Raw genomic sequence first — 18,873 nt, 5'->3', positions numbered from 1 at the left:
GTTAATCATGGTTAGGCTAGAAAAAAACGATCCCTTAATGCTGGCTCGCCAGTTACCTATCAAATCCGTCGCCCTGATTCTGGCTGGCGGGCGCGGTACGCGACTCAAGGATCTGACCAACAAGCGGGCCAAACCCGCAGTACACTTTGGCGGTAAATTCCGCATCATCGACTTTGCGTTATCCAACTGCCTAAACTCCGGGATTCGCCGTATCGGCGTTATCACCCAGTACCAGTCCCACACGCTGGTACAGCACATCCAGCGCGGGTGGTCCTTCTTCAGTGAACAGATGAACGAATTTGTGGATCTGCTGCCCGCTCAGCAGCGGATGCACGGTGAAAACTGGTATCGCGGTACCGCCGATGCGGTCACCCAGAACCTCGACATTATTCGCCGCTACAAGGCGGAGTACGTGGTTATCCTCGCCGGTGACCATATCTACAAACAAGACTACTCGCGCATGCTTATCGACCACGTCGAAAAAGGCGCGCGCTGCACCGTGGCGTGCATTCCGGTGCCCATTGAAGAGGCAACGGCGTTCGGCGTGATGGCGGTTGACGAAAACGACAAGATTATCGAGTTCGTGGAAAAACCGGCTAACCCACCGGCCATGCCAGGTGACCCAACTAAGGCGTTGGCGAGCATGGGTATCTATGTCTTTGATGCCGATTATCTTTATGAGTTGCTGGAACGCGACGACGTTAACGAAGACTCCAGCCACGACTTCGGCAAAGATTTAATTCCGTTAATTACCAAAGCTGGCGCGGCTTATGCACATCCATTCCCGCTGTCCTGCGTGCAGTCCGACCCGCAAGCAGAACCGTACTGGCGCGATGTGGGTACGCTTGAAGCCTACTGGAAAGCGAACCTTGACCTGGCGTCGGTGACGCCTGAGCTGGATATGTACGACCAGAACTGGCCTATCCGCACGCACATGGAATCCCTGCCGCCGGCGAAGTTCGTCCAGGACCGCTCCGGCAGCCACGGCATGACCCTGAACTCACTGGTTTCCGGCGGCTGTATTATTTCCGGTTCCGTGGTGGTGCAGTCGGTGCTGTTCCCGCGCGTGCGCGTGAACTCATTCTGTAACATTGATTCGGCAGTCTTACTGCCAGATGTCTGGGTGGGTCGTTCCTCACGCCTGCGTCGCTGCGTTATCGACAGGGCCTGTGTGATCCCGGAAGGGATGGTGATCGGTGAAGATGCGGAAGAGGATGCACGCCGCTTTTACCGTTCGGAAGAAGGGATCGTGCTAGTGACGCGCGAAATGCTGCGTCAGCTTGGCTACAAACAGGAGCGATAATGCAGGTCTTACATGTTTGTTCTGAGATGTTCCCGTTATTAAAAACGGGCGGTCTGGCGGATGTGATTGGCGCGCTGCCGGCGGCACAGATTGCCGAAGGAACCGATGCACGCGTGCTGTTACCTGCATTCCCGGATATCCGTCGTGGTATTCCGGATGCCAAAGTGGTGAGCCGTCGCGATACCTTTGCCGGGCGCATGACGCTGCTGTTTGGACATTATAACGGCGTGGGCATTTACCTGATTGATGCGCCGCACCTCTATGACCGTCCGGGTAGCCCGTATCACGACACCAATCTGAATGCTTACCCGGATAACGTGAAGCGCTTTGCGCTGCTGGGTTGGGTCGGTAGCGAAATGGCCTGCGGTCTGGATCCGTTCTGGCGTCCTGACGTGGTGCACGCCCATGACTGGCATGCGGGCCTGGCCCCGGCCTATCTGGCGGCGCGCGGTCGCCCGGCGAAATCGGTGTTTACCGTACACAACCTGGCCTACCAGGGGCTGTTCTACGGCCACCACATGGGAGAGATTCAGCTGCCGGTTGAGTTCTTCAACATGCATGGCCTGGAGTTCCACGGACAGATTTCGTTCCTGAAAGCGGGGCTTTACTACGCCGACCATATTACGGCGGTGAGCCCGACCTATGCGCGGGAAATTACCGAACCGCAGTTCGCCTACGGGATGGAAGGGCTGCTGCGCCAGCGCCATCGGGAAGGGCGTCTGTCGGGGATCCTCAACGGCGTTGATGACAACGTCTGGAGCCCGGAAAAAGATCTGCTGCTGCCGGCAAGCTACAGCCGTGACACGCTGGAGCGGAAAGCGGAAAACAAACGTCAGCTGCAAACCGCCATGGGGCTGAAGGTCGATGACGCTGCGCCGCTGTTTGCCGTGGTCAGCCGCCTGACCAGCCAGAAAGGGCTGGATCTGGTGCTGGAAGCGCTGCCAGGCCTGCTGGAGCAGGGCGGCCAACTGGCGCTGTTGGGCGCGGGTGACCCGGTACTACAGGAAGGTTTCCTCGCCGCCGCCGCGGAGCATCCGGGGCAGGTGGGCGTCCAGATTGGCTACCATGAAGCGTTCTCGCACCGCATTATCGGTGGTGCGGACGTGATTCTGGTGCCGAGCCGCTTTGAGCCGTGCGGCTTAACGCAGCTTTATGGTTTGAAGTACGGCACGCTGCCGCTGGTTCGCCGTACCGGCGGCCTGGCTGACACCGTTGCGGATAGTTCGCTTGAGAACCTCGCTGATGGCATTGCCAGCGGCTTTGTGTTCGAAGACAGCAACGCCTGGTCGCTGCTTCGCGCTATCCGCCGTGCTTTCGTTTTATGGTCTCGTCCATCGCTCTGGCGCTATGTGCAACGCCAGGCGATGAACATGGATTTTAGCTGGCAGGTTGCTGCGCACTCTTATCGTGAGCTTTACCAACGCCTGATCTAACTACGGGGATCTGAATAATGAATGCACCCTTTACGTATGCATCACCGACCCTCAGCGTTGAGGCACTGAAGCACTCTATTGCCTATAAGCTGATGTTCACCATCGGGAAAGATCCGGCTATCGCGAACAAACACGAATGGCTGAACGCCACGCTGTTTGCCGTTCGCGATCGCATGGTGGAGCGCTGGCTGCGCTCCAACCGCGCGCAGCTTTCCCAGGAAACGCGACAGGTGTACTACCTGTCGATGGAGTTTTTGATTGGCCGCACGCTTTCCAATGCGCTGTTATCGTTAGGTCTGTATGACGACGTGAAAAACGCGCTGGAAGGAATGGGGTTAGACCTGGAAGAGCTGATCGACGAAGAGAATGATCCAGGGCTTGGCAACGGCGGCTTAGGCCGTCTGGCAGCCTGCTTCCTCGACTCTCTGGCGACCCTGGCGCTGCCGGGGCGTGGCTACGGCATTCGCTACGACTACGGTATGTTCAAACAGAACATCGTCGACGGTCGTCAGAAAGAGTCGCCGGACTACTGGCTGGAATACGGTAACCCGTGGGAGTTCCCGCGCCACAACACGCGCTATAAGGTTCGTTTCGGCGGCCGCGTGCAGATGGAAGGCAAAACCAGCCACTGGCTGGAGACGGAAGAGATTCTGGCGGTGGCTTACGACCAGATTATTCCCGGCTATGACACCGACGCGACCAATACGCTGCGTCTGTGGAACGCCCAGGCCAGTAGCGAAATCAACCTCGGTAAGTTTAACCAGGGCGACTACTTCGCGGCAGTGGAAGATAAAAACCACTCCGAGAACGTATCCCGTGTGCTCTACCCGGATGACTCCACCTATTCCGGGCGCGAGCTGCGTCTGCGCCAGGAGTACTTCCTGGTCTCGGCGACGGTGCAGGATATCTTAAGCCGCCATTACATGTTGCATAAAACCTATGACAACCTGGCGGATAAAATTGCCATTCACCTCAACGACACCCACCCGGTGCTGTCGATTCCTGAGCTGATGCGCCTGTTGATTGATGAGCACAAGTTCAGTTGGGAAGCGGCGTTTGAGGTGGCCTGTCAGGTCTTCTCCTACACCAACCACACGCTGATGAGCGAAGCGCTGGAAACCTGGCCGGTCGACATGCTGGGCAAAATTCTGCCGCGCCATCTGCAGATTATATTTGAGATTAACGACTACTTCCTGAAGACCCTGCAGGAGCAGTACCCGAACGATACCGGGCTGCTGAGCCGCACGTCGATCATCGACGAATCCAACGGCCGCCGCGTGCGTATGGCATGGCTGGCGGTGGTGGTGAGCAAGAAGGTCAACGGCGTGTCTGAGCTGCACTCGAACCTGATGGTGCAGTCGTTGTTTGCCGACTTCGCTGCCATCTTCCCGATGCGCTTTACCAACGTGACCAACGGTGTGACGCCACGTCGCTGGCTGGCGCTGGCGAACCCGGCGCTCTCCGACGTGCTGGATGAGAATATCGGTCAGACCTGGCGTTCTGACCTGAGCCAGCTAAAAGAGCTGGAACAGCATATCGACTATCCGAAAGTGAATCAGGCGGTGCATCACGCCAAGCTTGAGAACAAAAAGCGCCTCGCCACCTTTATCGCCCAGAACCTCAACGTGGTGGTGAACCCGAACGCGCTGTTTGACGTGCAGATTAAGCGTATTCACGAGTACAAACGTCAGTTGATGAACGTGCTGCACGTGATCACCCGCTACAACCGCATCAAGGCCGATCCGGATGCGAAGTGGGTACCGCGCGTGAACATCTTCGCCGGGAAAGCGGCTTCCGCCTACTACATGGCGAAGCACATTATCCACCTGATCAACGACGTGGCGAATGTGATCAACAACGATCCGCAGATTGGCGACAAGCTGAAAGTGGTCTTTATCCCGAACTACAGCGTGAGCCTGGCGCAGATGATCATCCCGGCGGCGGATCTCTCCGAGCAGATTTCGCTGGCAGGTACTGAGGCATCCGGCACCAGTAACATGAAGTTTGCGCTCAACGGGGCGTTGACTATCGGTACGCTGGATGGCGCGAACGTCGAGATGCAGGAGCACGTCGGGGCAGAAAACTTCTTTATCTTCGGCAACACCGCTGAAGAGGTGGAAGCGCTGCGTCGTAAGGGCTACAGCCCGCGCGACTACTACGAGCAGGATGAAGAGCTGCATCAGGTGCTGACGCAAATCGGCAGCGGCGTCTTCAGCCCGAGTGAACCAGGACGTTACCGCGACCTGGTGGATTCGCTGATTAACTTCGGTGACCACTACCAGGTGCTGGCGGATTTCCGCAGCTACGTGGACTGTCAGGATAAGGTTGATGAGCTGTATCGTGAGCCAGAGCAGTGGACCAATAAAGCGATGCTCAATATCGCCAACATGGGCTACTTCTCGTCGGACCGCACGATTCAGGAGTATGCGGAGAATATCTGGCACATAGAGCCGGTAAGACTGTAAAAACGAAAACGGGGCCGATTGGCCCCGTTTTTTTCCCGGCGTCACGTCGTTCGGCCGGGCTACGTTTTTGTGCCTTTGTAGCCCGGCCAAGCGAAGTGTCGCCAGGGAGGCTCACGACGCCAACGACATCTCAGGCTTTCCCAGCGTTTTTACCAACCATTCGCTGATACGTGATTGCTGCTCGGCGTTCAGCCACATCCCCTGTTTGGTCCGACGCCAGATAGCATCGTCGAGACGACGCACCCACTCGTGTTCCACCAGGTAGCGCAGTTCGGCTTCGTAAAACTCGTGGCCGAAATCTTCACCCAGCCCGGCAACATCCTTCGCCTCACCAATAATCAATTCGCTGTTGCTGCCGTAGGTGCGGGCAAAGTGGCGGGCCAGCGACTCGGTAATAAACGGATAGCGACGGCGCAGTTTAGCCGCGTAGTCATCGCGGTCGCTGCCAATCTCACCGCCGGGCAGCACGGCGCCTTTGGTCCACGCCGGGCCGATGCCGCTGTAGTACGGCGCCAGTTTCTCCAGCGCGTGCTCGGCGAGCTTACGGTAGGTGGTGAGCTTGCCGCCAAAGACTGACAGCAGCGGCGCTTTACCGTGGTCGTCGTGAATATCCAGCGTGTAGTCGCGGGTGATGGCCTGCGGTGAATCAGACTCGTCATCGCACAGCGGGCGAACGCCGGAGTAAGTCCAGACGATATCTTCGCGGGCAAGCTGCTTTTTAAAGTGGCCGTTGTAGACCTTCAGCAGATAGTTGATTTCGCTCTCATCGATCTCGACGTTTTTAGGGTCACCCTGGTACTCCACGTCGGTGGTGCCGATGATCGAAAACTCATCCATCCACGGGATCACAAAGACAATACGCTTATCTTCGTTTTGCAGGATGTAGGCCTGCTTCTGAGCGTGCACGCGCGGTACCACGATGTGGCTGCCTTTAATCAGGCGGATGCCGTACGGTGACGGCAGGTGCATGCCGTCGTCGAAGAACTGTTTCACCCACGGGCCGGTGGCGTTCACCAGGCCGCGAGCTTGCCAGCGGAACTTCTCGCCGCTGTCGATATCTTCCGCTTCCACGATCCACAGGCCGTTTTCACGTTTTGCTGAGATGGCGCGAGTCCGGGTACGGACTTCTCCACCTTGCTTCACCACCATCTGCGCGTTGGCTAACACCAGGCGTGCGTCGTCGACCCAGCAGTCGGAATATTCGAAACCGCGCACGATTTCCGGCTTCAGCACGGATTCTGCGCCAAAACGCAAACCGGTCGAAGCAGACAGGCTGGTGCGTTTGCCCAGATGATCGTACATAAACAGACCGGTTCGAATCATCCACGCCGGGCGCAGATGTGGTCGATGCGGCAGACGGAAGCGCATTGGGATGGCAATGTGCGGGGCCATTTTCAGCAGCACTTCACGCTCGGCCAGCGCTTCGCTGACCAGACGGAATTCATAGTGCTCAAGGTAGCGCAGACCGCCGTGGATCAGTTTTGAGCTGGCGCTGGATGTGGCACAGGCCAGGTCTCTGGCTTCCAGCATCAGTACGGATAATCCACGTCCTGCCGCATCTGCCGCAATGCCTGCACCGTTAATGCCGCCACCTATCACAATCAGATCTTTGGTTTCCATTATTGCTACCTCTGGGACTTTCGTTATAGCTCACTAATGTTCGTTATCGCTCATAATAGCAAGTAAACGCGCTTTTGGTAACATTGGAAAAACATTTTAGAGTGATGTGCATAACATATTGGCGTTTACGTACCGTGAAGACGTACACTTGGCGGTAAAATGTCGTCAGCAAGACACCTGCCATAACGATAAGAGAGCACAATGGATCAGTTTGAATGTATTAACGTAGAACAGGCGCACCAGAAGCTGCAGCAGAGCGCTGCCGTGCTGGTGGATATTCGCGACCCACAAAGCTTTGCGATGGGCCACACCCCTGGCGCTTTTCATCTGACCAACGACACGCTGGGCGCGTTTATGCGCGATAACGATTTTGAAACCCCGGTGCTGGTGATGTGCTATCACGGCAACAGCAGCAAGGGCGCGGCGCAGTACCTGCTGCAGCAGGGCTACGATCAGGTGTACAGCGTCGACGGCGGCTTTGATGCCTGGCATCGTCACTTCCCGGCTGAAGTGGTACACGCCGGTTTCTAAGACCGTGCTCGCTTTTCCCTTCCAGATGCCGCCTCCTGTCAGGCGGCCTTTACGCGCCGCTGCAACGCATCCGTAAGGGTTTGGGTATATACTGTCCCCTTTTGTGTGGAATAGAAGCGACCTGCTGATGTTGATGATCACCTCTTTTACTAACCCGCGCGTTGCCCAGGCTTTTGTTGACTATATGGCAACGCAGGGCGTTATTCTGACTATCCAGCAGCATACGCGTAGCGATGTCTGGCTTTCCGATGAGTCCCAGGAAGCGCGCGTGCGCGACGAACTGGAACGCTTCCTGGCAAACCCGGCCGACCCCCGTTATCTGGCGGCTAGCTGGCAGTCCGGCCAGACTAACAGCGGCCTGCACTACCGTCGTTTCCCGTTCCTGGCCACGCTGAAGGCGGGCGCTGGCCCGGTGACGATGGCCATCATGGCGGCCTGCATTCTGGTCTTTATCCTGATGAGCGTGATTGGCGACCAGCCGGTGATGCTGTGGCTCGCCTGGCCGTACGATGATTCGCTGAAATTTGAGCTCTGGCGCTACTTTACCCACGCGTTAATGCATTTCTCATTCGTCCATATCCTCTTCAACCTGCTATGGTGGTGGTATCTTGGCGGAGCGGTAGAAAAGCGCATTGGCAGCGGCAAGCTGGTAGTGATTACCGTGATAAGCGCGCTGCTGAGCGGCTTTATTCAGCATCAGTTCAGCGGCCCGTGGTTTGGCGGCCTGTCCGGCGTGGTGTATGCCTTAATGGGCTATGCGTGGCTGCGTGGCGAGCGCGATCCGCAGAGCGGCATCTTCCTGCCGCGCGGGCTGATTCTATTTTCACTCATCTGGCTGGTGGCCGGGTGGTTTAACGTTTTTGGGATGTCAATTGCGAACGGCGCACACGTCACCGGGCTGGTGATTGGTCTGGCAATGGCCTTTGTCGACACGCTTAATGCGCGCAAGCGAGCATAATTTTCCAGGGATTCATCATGAAACAAACACAACGTCATGACGCGATAATCGAGCTGGTAAAACTTCAGGGCTACGTCAGTACGGAAGAGCTGGTGGAACATTTTTCCGTTAGCCCTCAGACCATTCGTCGCGATTTGAATGACCTTGCGGAGCAGAAAAAAATTCTGCGTCACCACGGTGGGGCGGCGCTGCCGTCCAGCTCGGTGAACACCTCCTGGCACGACCGTAAGGCAACTCAGACGGAAGAAAAAGAGCGTATCGCCCAGAAGGTGGCAAGCCAGATCCCGAACGGCTCGGCGCTGTTTATCGACATCGGCACTACCCCGGAAGCGGTGGCCCATGCGCTGCTCAACCATAGCGATCTGCGGATCGTCACCAACAACCTGAACGTGGCGAATACGCTGATGGCGAAAGAGGACTTTCGCATTATTCTGGCGGGTGGTGAACTGCGCAGCCGGGATGGTGGCATCATTGGCGAAGCGACGCTCGACTTTATCTCCCAGTTCCGCCTGGATTTCGGCATCCTCGGGATCAGCGGCATCGACAGCGATGGTTCGCTGCTGGAGTTTGATTATCATGAAGTGCGTACCAAGCGCGCGATTATCGACAACTCCCGCCACGTGATTCTGGTCGTCGACCATTCGAAGTTTGGCCGTAATGCGATGGTGAATATGGGCAGTATCAGCCTGGTGGATGCGGTCTTTACCGACGTTCTGCCACCGCCGGGCGTGATGCAGGTGATTGCGGAAAATGATGTGCAGCTTGAGCTGTGCTAAATCAGGTAGCCCGGACGAGGCGCGCTAGCGCCGACTCCGGGGAATCCCCGGCGTCACTTCGTTCGGCCGGGCTACGGTTTTTATGACATCTGCTGCTGGAACTTGCCTTTGCTCAGATCGGCCACGATATGGTTCATGCGATCTTCCGTCAGACGGTAGTAGCGGATGGAAATGGCGGTAATCAGATAGAAGATAGCCGGCAGTACCGTAAACAGGATTAATACCCCACGGACAGCTTCTGCTGACTGCTGTTCAACCCCCGCCTGATAGCCATAGAACGCCAGACCCCAGCCGGTGAGCGCACCGCCGATGGCGACGCCCAGTTTGATAATAAAGATATTCGCCGCCACGTTCATACCGGTAATACGACGCTGGGTTTTCCACTCGCCATAGTTGTTGGCATCGGTAATCATTGACCACTGCAGCGGGGCGTTAATACCCTGAAGAATATTAAGGACGACGTGGACGATAAACGCTGGCATCCAATATTCGGTTGGTAGAACCAGGAACAGTAAACCAAATAAGGCGCTGAGCACGTTGACCCACACCGACGCGCGGATTTTACACATCCAGGAACCGATATATTTTGCCATCAGACTGCCAATAACGGCGGCAATGGTGGTGGCCAGCATAAAAATGGAAATAACGCTGCTGCCCTGGTGCAGAATATACTGTACGAAATAGACCAGCAGCCCACCGCGTACCACGACGCCGCAAAGCATCGCCAGGTTATATACCGATAGCACGCACCACTGATCGTTTTTCATCAAAATGCGCACGTCGCGCAAAATGTTCAGGTTCTCCTCTTTCACCGGCGTAATACGCTCACGGGTGGTCATAAAGCAGATCAGGAACATGATGCAGCCGATAACGCCGAAAATCCCCATCGCCCACTGCATACCAGAGGCTCTATCGCCCGGTGCTATCAGGTCTGCCAGCGGGAGAATCAACGCGGTACCCATTGCACCGCCAATCGGCGCGACGGCAAACCGCCAGGACTGCAGAGACAGATTTTCCCGTGGGTCTGCGGTAATGGCCGCGCCCAGCGAGCAGTAAGGGATATTAATCGCGGTATACATTAATGTCATAAATATATACGCGACAACGGCGTAGACAATTTTCCCGGTTTGTTCGAAGTTCGGCGTGGAATAGACCAATACGCAGCTGACGGCAAACGGAACGCAAATAATCAAAAGCCAAGGACGGAAACGCCCCCAGCGGCTTTTGGTCTGGTCAGCAATCGCCCCCATAATAGGGTCGGTAATGGCATCCAATACCCTGACGACTAAAAATAACGTCCCCATTACCGCTGGGGGTAATCCATAGATGTTCGTATAGAAATAAGCAAGAATGGCAACGGAGGAATCAAAGACGATATGGCTGGCGGCATCGCCAAGGCCAAATCCGAACTTCTCTTTATTACTGATTTTTTCGGTTAATGCCGACATAGGGTCACCTTTTTATTATTACGTGCCAACATACGACACCACTTATAAAAGGTGGCTCTAAGCCTGAATATTCCAATTTTTCACTTTGGACTTATGTTAATTCTCTAATGTGACGCAGCTATCTCTTTGCTATTTGGCGTAGCCGCCATCCGGCCTACGAGCGTAGTAGGCCGGAAAGCGAAACAAATTACACGCCGTACCCCATCATCTTCAGCAGCTTCTGGGCATGCTGTACCGCATCCTGACGATGCGCCACGCCGAGTTTCTGATAGAGGTTGCGGATATGCGTTTTGATGGTCGTGGCCGCCACGTCCAGCTCGCCGGCAATCTGTTCGTTGCTGTAGCCCGAATAGATAAGCCCCAGCACCTGCCATTCACGCTGGGTGAGCGGGCTGGTACGGATAAGCTCCGGCACTTCCGGGTGGTTGAGCAGGCGCTCGACGAAGCTTTCATCAAAGTGGGCAAACTTGTGACGATGATGCTGGTTAATCTCGCGCAGAATGCGCTGGGCGCGGTGCTGATCGAGCTCTGGCAACGTATTCAGCTGAATCAGCTGGCGCAACTGCTGCGCCATCGCTTCGCCTTCAATCACGAAGTGGCTGATAAAACCGGTGCGGTTGGCAAGCTGCAGCGCTTCCAGCAGCACGCGCTGGGCTTCATTCTTATTTCCCGCCTGCCAGTGCAGCTGGTTCAGCAGCAGCAGGTTGCGGTTGAGATCGCTCATCAGGCGCAGCCCACGGGCGTTTTCGTTTAACTCTTCCAGCACCATTTCGGCAGAGTCGAACTCGCCAAGCAGGATCTGCGCGCGGGCGATGTTACGCCACTGGCCCTGCAGGAAGTGGTTATTGGCAAACTCCGGCTTCGGCGTATGGCGTAGCCAGTTAGCCGCCGCTTTTTTATCGCCGACCATCTGCCAGTAAATGACCCGTACTTTATCGGCGTTGGAGACCCAATCGCTGTGGTATGTGCCGTTGCCGAGCAGGTTTTCCAGACGGTTCAAGTAGTTGCGGGCATTATCCAGATTGCCGCGCGCCAGCGAGCACTGCACCTGCAGCGTCAGACACTGAAGCTGCTGCTGCGGCTGGAAGCCGCTCAGCACTTCAATACCGGTGCGGGCAGCGGTTTCGGCCTCATCGAGGCGCGCCCATGCCCACAGCAGCTGTGCGCGGATGCGCAGCAGGAATTCGTGCATCGGAAGCTGTTCAAGATGCTGTTCGTGGATCAACTGGAAGCCTTTCTCCTGGCACTCCCAGGCGGCCTGCAAGAAGCCCTGTGCGAACAGGATTTCACTTTGCTGGATCAGGCTCCACAGCGCGTAGTGCCAGATATCATGGCGACGCGCCATTTGTTCGGTTTGCTGCATGACGGCAATGGACTGACTCAGCAGACCTTTGCAGTGCAGCACCTCACCGTGTACCGAGGTGGCAACGATGCGGCTGTAGAAGTTCGCCAGCGGCAGCTCTTCAAGCGCTACCGTTGAGAGACGTTCGGCTTCGTCCTGGTCACCGTCGTTAATCGCCACCTGGGCGCGCAGAGCGTTGAAATCGCCGTGCAGCGAGGTGTCCATTTCGAAGGTCATCTCCTGCTCGGCGCGGGCCAGCAGGGTATTCACTTCGCTGTAGCGGTGCTGGCTTTGCATCAGCCAGGCCTGCAGCAGCACCAGACGCGGGTTCTCCAGCAAACTTTCCCACGGCAGGGCAGAGAGCGATTCTTCCAGCAGGGCAAGTTCGCTATGGTGGAACAGGCCCCAGGCGTGGTTGAGCAGAATATCGCGCAACATTTTCGGGTCGCCCGCCGCCAGCGCGTGATGGATAGCTTCACTTGGGAAGCCTTGCGCCATCCAGCTTTCCGCCGCGGCGCGGTGAATATCTGGCAGTTCAGCCGCCAGTTCCCACTGGCAGCGCTGACGCAGGAAACTACAGAACAGCGGGTGGTAGTTAAACCATTCGCCGGAATTATCCATACGTTGCACGAACAGCCCCTGACGCTCGATCTCTTCCAGACGCATCTGACCGTTTTCTTCGCCGGTTACGCGGGCAATCAGCGAGTCGTTCATCGAACGTAACAGCGAGCTTTTCAGCAGGAAGTTGCGGGTGTCCGGGTCAACGTTATCCAGCACTTCATCAACCAGATAGTCGGACAGGTGGCTGGCGTTAATGCCTGCTAGTCGACGCGCGGAGTGCTGCGTGGCGTTGTTACGCTGACGCGCGGAGAGCGCAATCAACTGGAGGGCGGTGGCCCAACCGGCAACGTCATCGCACAGACGGCTGCTTTCCGCGGCCTCAATCGGCGCGGCTAAGCGGCAGTCGAAGAACTGTTTGGTTTCCGCATGGGTAAACGACAGCTGCTGGCTGCCGATTTCCAGCAGTTGGTCACGTACGCGAAGGTTGGCAATGCCCAACTGCGGCAGATTGCGCGATAGCACCACCAGCGTCAGGTTCTCTGGCTGATGGCGCAGGAAAAAGCGCATCGCATCGTGGATGACGGGGTTCGTTATCAGGTGGTAGTCATCAATGACCAAATAGAGCGGACGCTGCCATTCGCTTAATTCAATAAACAGCTGAGAGAATAGAGAGCTCAGGCTAGCGTACTGGCGTTTTTGCACCATGTTTTCGCTGGCCACGCAATGTCCCCCGGTTGCCTGCTGGATGGCGGCAATCAGGTAGCTGGCAAAGCGCTCTTGCTGATTATCGCCTTCATCAAGAGAGTACCAGCCGAGGTCGCTCATCCCTGCTGCCCATTGTGAAATAAGCGTTGTCTTTCCATAGCCAGCCGGACTGGTAATCAGCGCCAGACGATAATTGTTCGCGCCTGAAAGTTTCGCCAACAGTCTGTCGCGCACCACGGTGTGATCGAGACGGACGGGTCGACTGAGTTTTGACGGAATCAACATAGCTAATCACTTCACTGTGAGGATTGGAAAACGAGATTTTTTTTGCGCTTCGTAATTAATCCATACAAAGGTCGGTCAAATGACTATGTATTGCAAGTTATGTCCTGTTTTGATGTCTGTGAATTTGCTATATGTCACACTTCTTTCTATTTAATACCATCCTCGTAGAATGCTGCTCAGAGCGCGTAAACGCTGGATTACATAACTCCTTGTAGTTACGTATAAAATAATATTTGAGCAAGAACTCAAATAACCCGCGTCTAAAGATGTTTAAGCAAACGTAAATTTCCGTAGAAACAATGCGTATTAATTTGTTGCTTATTTTCGTGATGAAACCATTTCCTTATTTGCATATTTACTGCGAAACGCTATTTCATTTTATGACCTGACGCGAAGATATCTCTGGCGAAATCCTCGACACTGGCCTTCTGAACAAGGACGGTCCGGGCTGGATGAAAATCGAGCGAATTCGCCACCAGCGGCTAACGTTATAGTGGCGGCGATCACACTTTTCGCTCATCCCTGCGACTCCTCCCTGTCTAATCCAGGACGGGATGAGGAAGTCCACCATTCAGCCAGGCACACTAACGCCAATGTCTATGTAAAAGGATTCGAATTCGCTATGTCACAGCCTACCTTCAATCACGATTCATTCCAGGCTGCCCTGACGCGTCAGTGGCAGCGATTTGGCTTGCAGGCCGCTACCGAAATGACGCCTCACCAATGGTGGCAGGCTGTGAGCGGCGCGCTGGCTGAACAGCTCAGTGCACAGCCAGTAGCGAAACCGGCTAAAGATCAGCGCCACGTGAACTACATCTCGATGGAGTTCCTGATTGGCCGTCTGACCGGCAACAACCTGCTCAACCTCGGCTGGTACGAAGGGGTGAGCGATGCGCTGAAAGCCTACAAGGTCAACCTGACCGACCTGCTGGAAGAAGAGACTGACCCGGCGCTCGGTAACGGCGGTTTGGGCCGTCTGGCTGCCTGCTTCCTGGATTCCATGGCTACCGTGGGCCAGTCGGCGACCGGCTACGGCCTGAACTATCAGTACGGTTTGTTCCGCCAGTCCTTCGATGACGGTCATCAGATGGAAGCACCTGACGACTGGCAGCGCGGCAGCTACCCGTGGTTCCGCCACAACGCCGCGCTGGATGTGCAGGTGGGCATCGGCGGTAAAGTGGTGAAAGGGGAGTGGCAGCCAGCGTTTACCATTACCGGTGAAGCCAGGGATCTGCCGGTGCTGGGCTACCGTAACGGCGTTGCACAGCCGCTGCGTCTGTGGCAGGCCAAGCACGCACACCCGTTTAACCTGACTAAATTCAACGACGGCGATTTCCTGCGTGCAGAGCAGCAGGGTATCGACGCTGAAAAACTGACTAAAGTTCTCTACCCGAACGACAACCACACGGCGGGCAAAAAGCTGCGTCTGATGCAGCAGTACTTCCAGTGCGCCTGCTCCGTGGCCGACATTCTGCGCCGCCACCATCTGGCGGGCCGCAAGCTGCATGAGCTGGCCGACTTTGAAGTGATCCAGCTTAACGATACGCACCCGACTATCGCCATTCCTGAGCTGCTGCGAGTGCTGATTGATGAGCACCAAATGAGCTGGGACGACGCGTGGGCGATTACCAGCAAAACCTTCGCCTACACCAACCACACTCTGATGCCAGAAGCGCTGGAGTGCTGGGATGAGAAGCTGGTGAAAGCGCTGCTGCCGCGTCATATGCAGATTATCAAAGAGATTAACGACCGCTTTAAGAAGCTGGTTGATGCCACCTGGCCGGGCGACGAAGCCGTATGGGCGAAGCTTGCCGTAGTGCATAACAAACAGGTGCGCATGGCGAACATGTGCGTGGTGAGCGGTTTTGCGGTCAACGGCGTTGCGGCGCTGCACTCGGACCTTGTGGTGAAAGATCTGTTCCCGGAATACCACCAGCTGTGGCCGACCCGTTTCCATAACGTCACCAACGGCATCACCCCGCGTCGCTGGATCAAACAGTGCAACCCGGCGCTTGCTGCGCTGCTGGATAAATCGCTGAAGAAAGAGTGGGCTAACGATCTCGATCAGCTGATCAACCTGGAAAAATACGCGGACGACGCGAAATTCCGCAAGCAGTACCGCGACATCAAGCTGGCGAACAAAGAGCGCCTGGTGAAGTTTGTTAAAGCGCGCACCGGCATTGAGATCTCCAGCCACGCAATTTTTGATATCCAAATCAAACGCCTGCACGAGTACAAACGTCAGCACCTGAACCTGCTGCACATTCTGGCGCAGTACAAAGAAATCCGTGAAAACCCGGAAGCTGACCGCGTACCGCGCGTGTTCCTGTTCGGGGCGAAGGCGGCACCGGGCTACTACCTGGCGAAGAATATTATCTTTGCTATCAACAAAGTGGCTGAAGCCGTCAACAACGATCCAAAAGTGGGCGACAAGCTGAAAGTGGTCTTCCTGCCGGATTACTGCGTATCGGCAGCGGAGATGCTGATCCCGGCGGCGGATGTCTCTGAGCAGATCTCCACGGCAGGTAAAGAAGCCTCTGGTACCGGCAACATGAAGCTGGCGCTCAACGGTGCGCTGACCGTCGGTACGCTGGACGGTGCGAACGTCGAAATCGCCGAACAGGTTGGTTCTGAGAACATCTTCATCTTCGGCCATACCGTCGAGCAGGTGAAAGAACTTAAAGCCAAAGGCTACGATCCGCTGAAATGGCGTAAAGCCGACAAGCTGCTGGACGCGGTGCTCAAAGAGCTGGAAAGCGGCAAATACAGCAACGGCGACAAGCACGCCTTCGACCAGATGCTGCATAGCATGGGGAAACAGGGCGGCGATCCGTACCTGGTGATGGCTGACTTCGCCGCTTATGTCGAGGCGCAAAAGCAGGTCGATGTGCTTTATCGCGACCAGGAAGCGTGGACCCGTGCGGCGATCCTGAACACCGCTCGCTGCGGCATGTTCAGCTCCGACCGTTCTATCCGCGATTATCAGAAACGTATCTGGCAGGCAAAACGCTAAGGACAGGCCATGGAGAGCAAACGCCTCGATAATGCCGCGCTGGCGGCGGGTATCAGCCCAAACTACATCAATGCCCACGGCAAGCCGCAGTCTATTGGCGCCGACACCAAACGGCGTTTGCTTGACGCGATGCATCATACCGCCGCCACGGATGTGGCGGCCACGCCGGTGCCGAACGTCATGATCTGGACGTTTGGCAAGAAGATGACGCTGGCGGTGGAGGGGAAGGGTGAATTTAGCTGGATCCTCACCACCGAAGAGGGCAAGCAGTATCACGGCCAGGCAGCGGGCGGTAAAACGCTCAGCCTGCCGACCCGGCTGCCGGAAGGGTATCACTCGTTAACGCTGACCCAGGGTGAAGAGCGCTGGCACTGCCGGGCGATTATCGCACCTGAGCGCTGCTATGAGCCACAGCCGCTGAAAGAGGCGAAAAAGCTGTGGGGCGCCTGCGTGCAGCTCTACACCCTACGTTCGGAGAAGAACTGGGGCATCGGTGACTTCGGTGACCTGAAGGCGATGCTGCCGGAAGTGGCAAAACGCGGCGGTTCATTTATCGGCCTCAACCCGATTCATGCGCTCTACCCGGCGAACCCGGAAAGCGCCAGCCCGTACAGCCCGTCTTCACGTCGCTGGATGAACGTTATCTATATCGACGTGAACGCGGTGGAAGACTTTGCGCTGAGCGACGAGGCGCAGGCGTGGTGGAAGCTGCCGGCAACTCAGAAGAAGCTACAAGCGGCCCGCGACGCTGAGCAGGTGGATTACACCACCGTGACCGAACTGAAAATGGCCGCATTGCGCATGGCATGGAAACGCTTTGCCAAACGCAATGATGAGCAGATGGCGACTTTCCGCTACTTTGTCGATAAAGAAGGGGAGAGCCTCTACTGGCAGGCGGTGTATGACGCGCTGCATGCTCATCAGGTGAAAGAAGACAAACTGCGCTGGGGCTGGCCGGCCTGGCCGAAGGCGTATCAGACTATCGAAAGCCCGGAAGTGCAGGCATTCTGTAAAAAGCACGCCGACGACGTGGATTTCTACCTGTGGCTGCAATGGCTGGCGTATACCCAGTTTGCAGACTGCTGGGAGACCAGCCAGCGCGATGCGATGCCGATTGGCCTCTACCGCGACCTGGCGGTAGGCGTGGCCGAAGGCGGCGCGGAAACCTGGTGCGACCGCGAGCTGTACTGCCTGAAAGCTTCCGTAGGCGCACCGCCGGATATTCTCGGCCCGCTGGGACAGAACTGGGGCCTGCCGCCGATGGATCCGCATATCATCGCCGCGCGTGCCTATGAGCCGTTTATTGAACTGCTGCGCGCTAATATGAAAAACTGCGGCGCACTGCGTATCGACCACGTGATGTCGGTCCTGCGTTTGTGGTGGATCCCTTATGGCGAAACCGCTGACCACGGCGCTTACGTGCAGTATCCGGTGGATGCGCTGCTGTCGATTCTGGCGCTGGAGAGTAAACGTCATCGCTGTATGGTGATTGGCGAAGACCTCGGCACCGTGCCGGTAGAAATTGTCGGTAAGCTGCGTAAGAGCGGGGTTTACTCATACAAGGTGCTCTATTTCGAAAACGACAGCGAGAAGAACTTCCGCGCGCCGAAAGCCTATCCGGAGCAGTCGATGGCCGTGGCGACCACCCACGACCTACCTACGCTGCGCGGCTATTGGGAAAGCGGGGACCTGACGCTGGGCAATCAGCTGGGGCTTTACCCTGACGCTGACGTACTGCGCGGGCTGTATCAGGACCGCGAGCTGGCGAAGCAGGGGCTGCTGGATGCGCTGCATAAGTACGGCGCGCTGCCGAAACGTGCGGGGCATAAGGCGTCGCTGATGTCGATGACCGCCACGCTGAGCCGCGGTATGCAACGCTATATTGCTGACAGCAATAGCGCCCTGTTGGGGCTCCAGCCGGAAGACTGGCTGCAGATGTCCAGCCCGGTCAATATCCCGGGCACCAGCTCTGAGTACCCGAACTGGCGGCGCAAGCTCTCCACGTCGCTGGAAGCGATGTTTGCCGACGACGGTGTGAACAAGCTGATTAAAGATTTGGACAAGCGCCGAAAAGCAGCGAGTAAGAAGAAGTAAAAATGAAAACGCCGGGGATATCCCCGGCGTTTTTGTCTCTGTTGGTTCTGTACAGCCCCGGAGTCGGTGCGATTACCGCCACGATTCGTAGCCCGGCCGAGCGAAGGTACAAACCGGAAACATAGGTAACACTTTAGACCGGATACATGGGTAACAGTTATAACTGGCATAGAAGAGGAGACTCGCTATGCCCTGGACTGAGACCCGACCTATGCAACGTCTTGATTTTATCCGTGCCAGCCAGGCTGGCACGATGTCTTTCTCCGCACTCTGCCGTCTCTTCGGCATCAGTCGTAAAACGGGCTATAAATGGCTCGGGCGTTTCGACCCTTCAGAGCC

At 56.4% G+C, this 18,873-nt stretch carries 12 protein-coding genes; 9 read left to right on the top strand and 3 right to left on the bottom strand.

Going from position 1 to position 18,873, the window contains the following annotated elements:
• Positions 1–7 precede the first annotated feature (7 nt).
• The 3 genes from glgC to glgP are packed head-to-tail and all read left to right on the top strand — an operon-like array spanning position 8 to position 5,201.
• On the top strand, positions 8–1,303 hold the full coding sequence (gene glgC / locus HII27_RS07615) for a glucose-1-phosphate adenylyltransferase (RefSeq protein WP_185667342.1): 1,296 nt from the start codon (positions 8–10) through the stop codon (positions 1,301–1,303).
• Positions 1,303–2,736, top strand: coding sequence for a glycogen synthase GlgA (gene glgA, locus HII27_RS07610; protein ID WP_185667341.1), 1,434 nt, complete (start codon positions 1,303–1,305; stop codon positions 2,734–2,736). Before glgC ends, glgA begins: the two co-directional genes overlap by 1 nt.
• A 17-nt stretch (positions 2,737–2,753) precedes the next feature.
• On the top strand, positions 2,754–5,201 hold the full coding sequence (glgP, locus tag HII27_RS07605; protein ID WP_185667340.1) for a glycogen phosphorylase: 2,448 nt from the start codon (positions 2,754–2,756) through the stop codon (positions 5,199–5,201).
• 111 nt (positions 5,202–5,312) lie between these two features.
• Here the strand turns inward: glgP and glpD are convergent, their stop codons facing one another.
• Positions 5,313–6,821 (bottom strand): glycerol-3-phosphate dehydrogenase, encoded by a 1,509-nt coding sequence (glpD, locus tag HII27_RS07600; protein ID WP_185667339.1) that lies wholly within the window; start codon positions 6,819–6,821, stop codon positions 5,313–5,315.
• 201 nt (positions 6,822–7,022) lie between these two features.
• On the opposite strand from glpD, the gene glpE reads away from it, so the two are divergent.
• From glpE to HII27_RS07585, 3 genes are all read left to right on the top strand, one after another.
• Complete coding sequence (gene glpE / locus HII27_RS07595; protein ID WP_185667338.1) at positions 7,023–7,352, top strand: thiosulfate sulfurtransferase GlpE; 330 nt, start codon at positions 7,023–7,025, stop codon at positions 7,350–7,352.
• Positions 7,353–7,479: 127 nt separating this feature from the next.
• Positions 7,480–8,310, top strand: coding sequence for a rhomboid family intramembrane serine protease GlpG (gene glpG, locus HII27_RS07590; RefSeq protein ID WP_185667337.1), 831 nt, complete (start codon positions 7,480–7,482; stop codon positions 8,308–8,310).
• A gap of 17 nt (positions 8,311–8,327) precedes the next feature.
• Positions 8,328–9,086 carry a DeoR/GlpR family transcriptional regulator gene (locus HII27_RS07585; protein WP_185667336.1) on the top strand — a complete coding sequence of 253 codons (759 nt, stop codon included), beginning with the start codon at positions 8,328–8,330 and terminating at the stop codon, positions 9,084–9,086.
• An 80-nt stretch (positions 9,087–9,166) separates the two neighbouring features.
• Here HII27_RS07585 and HII27_RS07580 read toward each other — a convergent pair whose 3' ends face one another.
• Both HII27_RS07580 and malT read right to left on the bottom strand, forming a co-directional pair.
• Complete coding sequence (locus tag HII27_RS07580) at positions 9,167–10,534, bottom strand: glycoside-pentoside-hexuronide (GPH):cation symporter (protein WP_185667335.1); 1,368 nt, start codon at positions 10,532–10,534, stop codon at positions 9,167–9,169.
• 187 nt (positions 10,535–10,721) lie between these two features.
• Positions 10,722–13,427: an HTH-type transcriptional regulator MalT gene (malT, locus tag HII27_RS07575; protein WP_185667334.1), complete on the bottom strand. Its 2,706-nt coding sequence runs from the start codon at positions 13,425–13,427 to the stop codon at positions 10,722–10,724.
• 622 nt (positions 13,428–14,049) lie between these two features.
• On the opposite strand from malT, the gene malP reads away from it, so the two are divergent.
• The 3 genes from malP to HII27_RS07560 form a co-directional block, all read left to right on the top strand.
• Positions 14,050–16,440, top strand: coding sequence for a maltodextrin phosphorylase (gene malP / locus HII27_RS07570; RefSeq protein WP_185667333.1), 2,391 nt, complete (start codon positions 14,050–14,052; stop codon positions 16,438–16,440).
• A gap of 9 nt (positions 16,441–16,449) precedes the next feature.
• Positions 16,450–18,534 (top strand): 4-alpha-glucanotransferase, encoded by a 2,085-nt coding sequence (gene malQ / locus HII27_RS07565; RefSeq protein ID WP_185667332.1) that lies wholly within the window; start codon positions 16,450–16,452, stop codon positions 18,532–18,534.
• A gap of 187 nt (positions 18,535–18,721) precedes the next feature.
• Positions 18,722–18,873, top strand: a 152-nt coding sequence (locus HII27_RS07560) for a helix-turn-helix domain-containing protein (protein WP_185667331.1), incomplete at its 3' end; no start/stop codon positions are given.

This window comes from Kluyvera sichuanensis (genome assembly GCF_014218705.1).
Classification (GTDB): Bacteria; Pseudomonadota; Gammaproteobacteria; order Enterobacterales; family Enterobacteriaceae; genus Kluyvera; species Kluyvera sichuanensis.
This window is presented reverse-complemented; position numbering and strand designations above follow the sequence as displayed.

Excerpts from the sequence above, each read along its gene's own strand:
- glgC (WP_185667342.1), top strand. The coding sequence starts at position 8 with ATGGTTAGGCTAGAAAAAAACGATCCCTTAATGCTGGCTCGCCAGTTA.
- glgA (WP_185667341.1), top strand. The coding sequence starts at position 1,303 with ATGCAGGTCTTACATGTTTGTTCTGAGATGTTCCCGTTATTAAAAACG.
- glgP (WP_185667340.1), top strand. The coding sequence starts at position 2,754 with ATGAATGCACCCTTTACGTATGCATCACCGACCCTCAGCGTTGAGGCA.
- glpD (WP_185667339.1), bottom strand. The coding sequence starts at position 6,821 with ATGGAAACCAAAGATCTGATTGTGATAGGTGGCGGCATTAACGGTGCA.
- glpE (WP_185667338.1), top strand. The coding sequence starts at position 7,023 with ATGGATCAGTTTGAATGTATTAACGTAGAACAGGCGCACCAGAAGCTG.
- glpG (WP_185667337.1), top strand. The coding sequence starts at position 7,480 with ATGTTGATGATCACCTCTTTTACTAACCCGCGCGTTGCCCAGGCTTTT.
- HII27_RS07585 (WP_185667336.1), top strand. The coding sequence starts at position 8,328 with ATGAAACAAACACAACGTCATGACGCGATAATCGAGCTGGTAAAACTT.
- HII27_RS07580 (WP_185667335.1), bottom strand. The coding sequence starts at position 10,534 with ATGTCGGCATTAACCGAAAAAATCAGTAATAAAGAGAAGTTCGGATTT.
- malT (WP_185667334.1), bottom strand. The coding sequence starts at position 13,427 with ATGTTGATTCCGTCAAAACTCAGTCGACCCGTCCGTCTCGATCACACC.
- malP (WP_185667333.1), top strand. The coding sequence starts at position 14,050 with ATGTCACAGCCTACCTTCAATCACGATTCATTCCAGGCTGCCCTGACG.
- malQ (WP_185667332.1), top strand. The coding sequence starts at position 16,450 with ATGGAGAGCAAACGCCTCGATAATGCCGCGCTGGCGGCGGGTATCAGC.